This is a genomic window from Rhodohalobacter sulfatireducens, from assembly GCF_022012475.1.
Lineage (GTDB): Bacteria > Bacteroidota > Rhodothermia > Balneolales > Balneolaceae > Rhodohalobacter > Rhodohalobacter sulfatireducens.
In genome coordinates, this window is the sequence record NZ_JAKLWS010000059.1 from 1 (window position 1) to 9,565 (window position 9,565).

At 40.7% G+C, this 9,565-nt stretch carries 6 protein-coding genes; 4 read left to right on the forward strand and 2 right to left on the reverse strand.

What is annotated here, in order from left to right:
• Positions 1-1,932, forward strand: a 1,932-nt coding sequence (locus L6773_RS20785) for a TPR end-of-group domain-containing protein (RefSeq protein ID WP_237856593.1), incomplete at its 5' end; no start/stop codon positions are given.
• 78 nt (positions 1,933-2,010) lie between these two features.
• Here L6773_RS20785 and L6773_RS20790 read toward each other — a convergent pair.
• Complete coding sequence (locus L6773_RS20790; protein WP_237856594.1) at positions 2,011-2,289, reverse strand: hypothetical protein; 279 nt, start codon at positions 2,287-2,289, stop codon at positions 2,011-2,013.
• Between the two features lie 1,152 nt (positions 2,290-3,441).
• Here L6773_RS20790 and L6773_RS20795 point away from each other — a divergent pair.
• From L6773_RS20795 to L6773_RS20805, 3 genes are all read left to right on the forward strand, one after another.
• Positions 3,442-5,769 (forward strand): serine/threonine-protein kinase, encoded by a 2,328-nt coding sequence (locus L6773_RS20795; RefSeq protein ID WP_237856595.1) that lies wholly within the window; start codon positions 3,442-3,444, stop codon positions 5,767-5,769.
• A gap of 290 nt (positions 5,770-6,059) precedes the next feature.
• Positions 6,060-8,696, forward strand: a complete 2,637-nt coding sequence (locus L6773_RS20800) for a serine/threonine-protein kinase (protein WP_237856596.1) — start codon at positions 6,060-6,062, stop codon at positions 8,694-8,696.
• Between the two features lie 36 nt (positions 8,697-8,732).
• A complete protein-coding gene (locus tag L6773_RS20805; RefSeq protein ID WP_237856597.1) occupies positions 8,733-9,002 on the forward strand; it encodes a cupredoxin domain-containing protein in 270 nt (89 codons plus the stop codon).
• A 271-nt stretch (positions 9,003-9,273) separates the two neighbouring features.
• Here L6773_RS20805 and L6773_RS20810 read toward each other — a convergent pair.
• Positions 9,274-9,565, reverse strand: a 292-nt coding sequence (locus tag L6773_RS20810) for a hypothetical protein (protein WP_237856598.1), incomplete at its 5' end; no start/stop codon positions are given.

Sequence of the window (9,565 nt, forward strand, 5' to 3'; positions counted from 1 at the left end):
AACCGTCTGCTGGAAAAAGATCCCGCTAAACGATTTTCAGATAGTGAGCAATTGGCCGCAGAACTCAAAACCTGTCTGGATCAGTTGCCGGATTCGATAGAGCCCTCAAAAATCACACCATCAATAACGGCTCAGACAGAAACTGGTGATTCATCCGGATCCACAGCGATCAATTTTCCATCTTTACACTCCCGAAATGGAATGCTTGGCCTGGCAGGAATCGTCATTCTCCTGGCAGTGATTAGTTATTGGCTAATACCTGAGTCCGGCTCAACAGAACCTATTAACAACACCATCGCCGTCCTACCACTGGAAAGCATCAGCACAGAGCCTGAAGACATACAATTTACAGACGGTATCCATGAAGAACTCACGAACCGTTTGGCGGGGATCAGTGATTTAACTGTTATAGCCAGACGCTCTGTTCTTGGTTTTCCACCAAATGATCGCGATGACTTACAAGCTATTGGTGAACAATTGGGTGTTTCATCGTTAATGGATGGAACCGTTAGACGTATTGGAGATCAGTTGAGGGTATCCGTTCAACTCATTGATGCAAACAGTTTGGCAACAATATGGAGTGGCAGTTTTGATGAGAATATTGATAATGTCTTTGAAATTCAGAGCCGGATTGCCCGACAAGTGGCTGCAGAACTCCATGCCTCTCTAACTGTACAGGAACAGGAACGGCTGGACGCGCGCCCCACTGATAATCCGGAGGCATATCGGTTATATATGCAGGGAAGAGAGTATCTTGCACGTACAGTATTCGATCGAGAAAATTTATTCACTGCTGAAGACTATTTTCTAAAAGCCATTGAACTTGACAGGGAGTTTGCCTCCGCGTGGGGTATGCTGGCATATACCTACTATTGGTTTCAGTTACATGATCCAAAATCAGTCTATCTTCAGGAAATGGAAGAAGCAGCTGAATGGGCTCTTTTTTTCGGCCCAGATCTCCCGGAAACTTATATTGCCAATGGCGTTTATCTCTATTGGTCCAATTCGAATAACCGTCAAATATTATCTCACTTTGAATCGGCGCTGCAAAAATTTCCAAATCAACCCATGTTACATACCATGGCAGCATTTACTCATCGGAGGCTTGGCAACTGGGAAAAACTTATTGAATATTTAAAAAAAGCCTCCCAACTGGATCCACTTAATACTAATATTTACTCGGAATTAGCCTGGGATTATTGGCTGATTCGGGATTATGAAAAATCTGAAACAGCAATAGAGCGCGCAAAAGAACTTAGCAATGATCCAAGTGTTTTCTTTTGGTTTGAAGGGGATGTTGGATTATCAAAAGATGGAACACTGGAAGTTTATGATCAAGCGTGGGATCAAATTCGTGCTTTGGATCCCGCAAGTGAATATCCAAGAAAATGGGGAAACTATAATATGCTGAAACGTGATTGGGAAGAAGCTATTCAGGGATATAGAAATATGGAAAACGCATCCTTTGAAGGAAATTATTTTTCCAGGGATTATTTGGTGGGCATGTCCCTTGACTTTTTGGGTCATCGATCAGAGGCCTTACGTCATTATGAACAAGCAAAAACTCATTTAGAAGCTTTGCGTGATGAGGATCCTAACGACTTTCGATACCGGAAAGCTCTCGGAAAAGTGTATGCCCATCTGGGTGAAAATGAAAAAGCAGTCGAGGAAGGAGAAAAAGCCACTGAACTTATGCCATTGAGTCAAGATGCATTACTTGGTGGAGAAGTAAAAAGAGACCTTGCTGAAATTTACGCCTGGACCGGCCATAAAGAACTTGCTATTGAAATAATTGAGCATGTACTGTCAGTCCCCTCGGCAGTTCACAGAAATATCCTTCGCTTAGATCCCAGATGGGATCCGCTCCGCGATCACCCACGGTTCCAGGAGTTGATTTCGGGGGAGGATGAACCGTATATCGAGGGATTGTAATCCCCATCAATTCAGCACACCCACCCCTATTAAGATTTAAGAGAAATGAAATTAAGTTGTACAGATCAAAAAAAGATCTTAAACATTCATTTCTTTATCTAAAACAAAGACCTTCACGGTATCTCGCTTTACTCCATCATAGGCCATTGCTTCAGCTGTGGCCGGAGAATTGAGTATTGCCATGTATTTATCAAGGTCATCAGGCTCAGAACAAATACAAGCCTCATTTTCATCATTGGTACCCAGGTGAATGGGCTTAGAAATGGACATTTTTTTGAATAGGTCTCCATGAGTTCTGAAACCCTTTTCCCATTTTGCAGCATCCTCAACTTCAGCGGTTATAATTACTTTTGCCATGGTAGTTGTAGTAAGTAGGTTGGTAAAACGAAACAACAAAAGCACTTCAAGATTGGCCTGAAAAAAATATCGGAATATTTTTCTCTCCTTTTTACAAGCTTTATTCTACATTTTTCTGATTACATTTCCAATATTGAAAAGAATGACTGTAAGCCACACTGATATTGTTGTTACCTATTATTCTTTTTGAATGACAAATTTGATTATAAACGTTAACCTAAACTTCACCCTATTAAGGGATTGTACCTTTTTTGTGTGAAAAAAGGTACCCAAAAAGTACATCGGGAATAGAGATAATCACGTTCTGTCGTTTCAATGGGATTACGAGATTTCAGCACACTCGTACCCCTCAACACATCTTTCCCACTATTCCCGCAATATCCTATTCCATTTTCAAAGCCAGCATGATTTTTTTAGAAAGAGTGTCTTCGGCCTTGAAGAATCTGTGGGAACAGGCTGGATTGTGAAGCACTAAGGCAGCCTTCGGCACCGGTGAAGAACTTAAATCTATCTCAAAACGCGATGGACCATTCGAAGGATGCTGTGCTGAACCATCAGCCGCCACACCCCGACTCCTCGGGGACAGCCGAGAGGTTTTGGGTACTTTTGACGGTACAAAAGTACCAGGACAAAAATAATGTTAATTTCTTTGAATAATGACTGTGCTCGTTAATATCTATATGAACTTTATCCCATTAAGGGGTTGTACCTTTTTTGTGTGAAAAAAGGTCAACTACGCGAAAAGGGCTCAAAAAAGAAAACATCTAATATTGCTTCGTTGACCAAGGTCTACTACGCTAAAGCTACGAAGACCAAGTTACCCAAATCCCGAATTCTCGGGACCCGCTATTCCCGCAGTTTCCTATTCTATATTTTTTGTCCATATCATCAGTTCTAAGAATACATTCCTTCGGCCTCGAAAAAATTGGCAGATGGAGAGAACCTGAAGATCTGCGGAGACCTTTTATAATATCGCTTCGCGTTCAAAAAATGAACTGCTAAACAAATCTTTCTTCAACATTTAGCACTTGTTATAGCATTCAAGATTCAAAAATAGTATAATATTTTATTGACTGTCTTTACTGTTTTAAGATTAAGAGAAGTTTAGTGGGACAGCTCAATACTGCATGGCATCAACGATTCAGATCGTCCATGGAAAAAGGAACTTCCATATCGCATTATAAAATTCTGGAAAAGCTGGGCGAAGGAGGAATGGGTGTTGTTTATAAAGCTCATGATAGAAGCCTGGATCGCATTGTTGCTATAAAATTTCTCTCTTCTTTTCAGCAGCATGATGAACTCAACAAAAGTCGTTTTTTAAGGGAAGCAAGGGCCTCAGCAGCATTAAGCCATCCCAATATTGCGACTGTTTATGAGATTGGAGAAGCTGATTACAGTCCTTTTATCGTCATGGATTTTTATGAGGGCAAAACGCTTCGAAATAAAATTAAAGAGCAAAAGATCGGTATTCACGAAGCAATCAAAATTGCTCTTAAAATTTCCAGTGGGCTTCAGAAAGCCCATAGTAAAAGTATTATTCACAGGGATATAAAACCTGCAAATATCATTTTCTCAGAAGATGATGAATTAAAAATAATTGATTTTGGATTGGCTAAATTCGCAAATCAGACCATGCTCACTAAAAGTGGTACAACATTGGGTACTGCTTCGTATATGTCTCCGGAACAGCTTCAGGGTGCGGCAGTAGATCATCGAACGGATATATGGGCATTAGGCGTACTGCTATATGAAATTCTCGCTGGTCGTTGTCCATTTCAGGGTGAGTATGAACAAGCTATTATGTACTCTATCGCAAATGAAGAGCCTGAGTATATAACCAAAATAAGGCCTGACGTCCCCATTCGGGTTGAAAAAATCATCAACAAAGCCCTTCAGAAACATCCTGAAAAACGTTATCAAAATATGAGCGATATGCTGGCTGATCTGCAGCTTGCCCTGGACGAATTAGAAAGCGGAAAAAGTCGCTCTGCATCTGCATTAAAATTGAGCAGAAAACAAAGACGATATGCTTTCCAGTCTGCTATATTTCTCTTTGTTTTCACATCTCTCTTTTTGTTTTTTATTTACCGCCCGACAGAGCAGAACCGTACTGTTTCTATAGCCCTTCTGCCTCTTGAAAATCTATCGAGTAGTTTAGCACAGGATTGGTTTTCAGATGGAATGACAGATGCCCTGATAACCGATCTTGCACGTATAAGCGGGTTAAGGATTATAGCCAGATCCTCTGTAATGCGATATAAAGAAACGACAAAAATAGCCTCGGAAATTGCTTCCGAACTTGGTGTGGATTATATAATAGAAGGCGCTGTAGTAGAATCAAATAATCAGATAAGAATTAGTATTCGTTTAATCGATGCAGTTAATGACGAGTATCTTTGGGCTCAGGTCTATAACCGAGATCTTAAAAATGTTTTAAATTTGCAGGGTGAAGTTGCTGAAGCTATTGCCGGCCAAATTCAAGTACAAGTTACTCCCTACGAGCAAAACCTTTTATCAAATAGAAAAGATGTAAATCCGGAGGCCTACGAAGCTTACCTGCAAGGAAATTATCAACGGTGGCAACTTACTAAGCAATCCATAGAAACGGCCTTGAAGTATTATCAATTAGCCATTGATATAGACCCTGACTATGCCCCTGCTTATGCTGGAGTTGCTTTATCACATTTATCCAAAGCTCAATCAGGTTATGCCTCATTTAACGACGTAATTGATCAAACAGAAAAAGCCGCAGAAAAAGCTTTAGAAATTGACAGTAATCTCTCTGAAATCCACTACATGAAGGCGATAATTAACACTTGGGTCTATTGGGACTGGCAGGACGCTAATAACGAATTCATAAGGGCAATTGAACTAAACCCAAACATGCCTGAGGCAAGAGCATTTTACTCACATCTGCTGTTTTACTTAAAAAAACCAAATGAGGCACTTACTCATATTCAAGAGGCTGTAAAACTTGATCCATATAACCCATTGTTCCAGGCTGTTTACAGCATGGATTTGATGTATTTAAAACGTTACGATGAGGTTATATCGACGATGGAAAGTAATCTTGAAATCTCACCTGAAGATAGAACCTCCCTATCTACATTACGATCTGCTTACCATCAAAAGGGTATGTATGAAAAAGCCATAGAGACTTGGAAAAAATCATTTGAAGTCAGGGATGATCAAGAAGCAATTGATATCCTGATGAATGCTTACAATCAAGGTGGTTATGAATTTGCATTACAGAAAGTGGCAGAATTATATATTGAACGTTCCAAAGATGAGTATATAACACCCTGGCAGATTGGTACATTATACACGAGGGCTGGAATGAAAGATGAAGCTTTAGATTATCTCGAAATGGCTTACCAAGAGAATGATCTAAATATGCCTTATGCGAGTGTAGACCCAATCTTTGATTATATGCGTGATGACCCAAGATTCGTTGCATTGATTAATAAAATGGGATTATAGATTGTTTTTACAAGACAAAATCTATCAATTACAATCACCATTTATAGCATCGATGACTAAAATATAGTAGATTGGGTTCGTTGTTTGCCTTTCGGATGTAAAATGAGAGAAGTGAAGAAAAAGCAGAATTGTTGATTAAATGACATAGATATCAGTACCTATATGGTAAAGGGAACCACAATATTGCACTATGAAATTCTCGACAAGTTGGGTGAAGTACGACTACGCTGAGGCTGCGTCGCACAGGGTGGGCTAGTTTGCCAAAACTTCAAGATGAATAATCACTACTTATGAAAAAGGGAACCACAATATTACACTACGAAATTCTTGAAAAACTCGGCGAAGGTGGAATGGGTGTGGTTTATAAAGCCAAAGATAACAAACTGGACAGAACTGTTGCTCTTAAGTTTCTGCCCCCTCATCTCACTCAATCTAAAAAAGATAAACAACGGTTTACCCGGGAAGCCAAATCTGCAGCTGCTCTCGATCATCCTAATGTGTGTACAATCTATGAAGTAGGTGAAAGCCAGGATGGAACCCTATACATCAGCATGGCCTATTATGATGGTGAAACTCTTGCAGATCGCTTAGAGAAGGGACCTGTCAAATATAAAGAAGCTTTGGAACTGGCTATTCAAATGGCGAAAGCCCTTAGTTGTGCCCATACCCATGATATCATCCATCGCGATATTAAACCGGGTAATATTATGATTACGGATCAGGGGCTGGTAAAAATTGTAGATTTCGGATTAGCTAAACTTTCCGGCCAAACCAAGCTGACTCAAACCGGGTCAACACTTGGTACAGCGGGTTATATGTCCCCCGAGCAACTCAATTCAAATAAAGTTGATCACAGAAGTGACATTTTTTCATTGGGCATTGTTCTGTATGAGATGTTTACCGGTACACATCCATTTCGGGCTGAATACTATCATGCTCAGATGTACTCGATCATGAATGAAGATCCGGAACCAATCACAAAAATAGATCCTGAACTACCTGTGGAGCTTGAATGGATACTTTCAAAAGCTCTTGAAAAAAAACCGGAAAACAGATTTCAGGAGATGAGTGAACTCCAAAATTTTTTGGAAGCTTTAAAAGAAGACACGTTAAATCTGGATCAAAAGAAGAGCTTATCGCAATCCGGTCATTCGACTCCTCCCGAAAAAAGTATCAGTCAAAAAACCAAACGGACAACCATCAATGCGCTCATCGCTACAGCCATTGTTTTGTTTGTTACGCTTACCCTGTTATGGATATACCCGACGATCCAAAATGCGAATGCTCCTTTTTTCTCGAATAACACAATCCCCATCTCAAAAGAGATCGCAGTTCTTCCTTTCAGAACTATAGGTGACGATCCTGCAAACCTTGCGTTTGCCGACGGCCTTCTTGAAACAATTGCCAGCAAGCTTTCTCAACTCGAGCAGTTCCAGGATGAGTATCTGGTTGTACCCGTGAGCGAAACAAGATCCATGAACATTCAGAGTGCATCTCAAGCACGGGCTTCTTTTGGGGTAAACTTAGTGGTAACCGGTAGCGTACAGCAATTGGAACGGGGCGTTCGTGTCACAATCAACCTGATAGACGCAATAACATTACGACAGATTGATTCTATGGTGATTGATGACTCGTTTATTGAAAAATCAACCCTACAAGATAATGCCGTTTTTAACCTGGCAAGTATGCTCAATATCGGCATACAACCGGAAGCAAGAACAATACTTACGGCTGGTCAGACTGCAGAACCCGGAGCGTATGAATTTTATCTGCAAGGGCTGGGACACCTGCAACGATTCGATCAAATACAAGAGATAGATAAAGCTATAGACCGCTTTGAAAGAGCTTTGGAGGAGGATCCAACATTCTCACTGGCGTATGCTGCTGTCGGGGATGCTTACCTGTACAAATACAGAAGAAGCGAAGACCCGGATTGGCTTGACCCTGCCACCACAAATATTCAGAAAGCTCTGAACCTTGAAGATCGACTTTCTCCAATTTATACAACTTATGGTGTGCTCCTAATAGAAAAGGGTGATTACGAACTCGCTCACGAACAGCTTGACCAGGCATTGAGCCTCGACCCAACAAACTTTGAAGCGTACAGGGCAAGGGCAAGAGCATTTATGGGCCAGGAACGTATTAAAGAAGCGGAAGCTACCTACAGAACAGCCATCGATAGGAAACCGGGATATTGGGCCGGGTATGCTGAATTGGGCGTCTTTTATTCACGAAACGGGCGTTTCGAAGAAGCGGCCGAACAGTTTGAAATTGTAACGGAGTTAACGCCAAATAATGCAGCTGCCTATCGTAATCTGGGAGCTGTTTACTACTACCTGAATCGCCCGGACGATGCGCTGAAAGCGTTCAACACATCCGTTGAAATCGAACCGAATTATGGAGTCTACTCGAATTTAGGCACCATGTATTACTTCGAGGAGAAATATGCTGAAGCTGCTGAAATGTACTCCAAAGCACTGGAATTAAACGATTCTGATTATCTGGTCTGGAGTAACCTTGCGAGCGCTTATAAGTATTCTGATCCACCTCAACCCGACAGATACAGGGAGGCAATTCGTAAGGCGAAAGAGCTTGCAGAAAATCAGATGGAAGTCAATCCAAGAGATCCCGGTTTAATTGTGAACCTGGCAGCTTTTCATATTGATATTGGGAATGAAGACAGATCAAGAGAATTGGTAAACCGGGCTATAGATATGCAACCCAATGATGTTGATATTCAGGTAAAGATAGGTAGAATTATGGAGTATCTCGGAGATCGCGAGAGTGCCCTGGATTGGATCGGTAAAGCTATTGAAAACGGTTATCCGCCGGAAGAGATTAATAATGATCCCGATCCAAAAATTGCTGCGCTGAGAGAGGATCCTGCTTATATGGAAATTGTAGAGAAGTTCAATACCAACAACTAACAACCAAACATTCAAATAAAAGAATAGGTGACTATTATGCCAAAAAGAATAGCTATTGATGCATGTAACTTTGTGAGAGCTGTAAATCGGGGTAATGCGATTATTATTAACTCTAAAGATCAAGCATACACAGTAACATCTTCTAGTCAAGGCGTTTTTGAACCTAACCCTTTAACTATACCAGCTAAAAAATCACGTACACTTACAATTAGAAATGATGCTCCTTCTGGAACTTATACATTAGAACTTATATGTGATGAAGATGATGACATTGTGAGACCAACAATGATTATAAAAGTTGAATAAGAAAATTCATTTAAAATAGGAACGGCCGGAATTAGACGTACAAGATCCATTTATTTCGATATTATCAGAAAACTTGCTTCGCTTAGCACCAAGGTGAGCGCAGCTCGAGATAGCCATCTGTTTCTGTAACTCATTGCGGGGGATGATGAGCCTTATTTGCACAATTCGTAAATACAATCATATCTAAATAAATCCCCCGCCTCTATTTAAAAATGGAGACAAGGGATTGTGTCGTGTGGTGAGCACGGGAACTGTTCAATAACATCAATGACTAATTCTGGTACGCGATGCTTTCACCCTGTTCTTTGAAATTCAGAACTTCTGTTTCATCACCATTTGTCATGGTTACCTTGTATTCCGTTTGATAGGGATCGAAATCTTTGACCACAATTTCATTACCGGTCATCGTCCAGCTATTAAATTTTTCGTGGGAGTAAATGAACCGCAAGATTGGAATCGGAACCTGTGTATCTTTCTTGATCAACGTCGACTCAACAAGATTCCCCTCCTCGTCATAGGTGGCTTTAACATCGATTGTAGCCCCTGAACCTTCCAGCACAAAA